Here is a 283-nt window from a genome sequence, read left to right on the forward strand (position 1 = left end):
GTCGGCCACCAGCTCGGCGCCCGGTACGTTGATGCTGAAGGTCTTGTCGGCCTGCACCAGACCGGTGAACGGCTTGCCGTTCACGGTCAGGGTCACGGTGTCGCCTACCTTCACGTCGCCACCTACGCTACCGGTGATGGCGATGTCTTGTTGCGACTCGGCGGCGTTGATCACGTCGTCGGCGGTGATGTTGGCCGCGAGCGTGATGCTGGCGTTGATGGTGGTGTCCACACCGTGGGTGTGCTCGGTGGTGGCTTCGCCCACGTTGCCGGCGGCATCGGTG

The 283-nt window shown here is 65.4% G+C and carries 1 protein-coding gene; it reads right to left on the reverse strand.

Annotated features, from left to right (window positions below):
• The coding region (locus ACZ9XP_RS17955) for an Ig-like domain-containing protein (RefSeq protein WP_465188967.1) at nucleotides 1–283 on the reverse strand (283 nt) is incomplete at both ends.

Source organism: Vogesella perlucida (genome assembly GCF_979366545.1).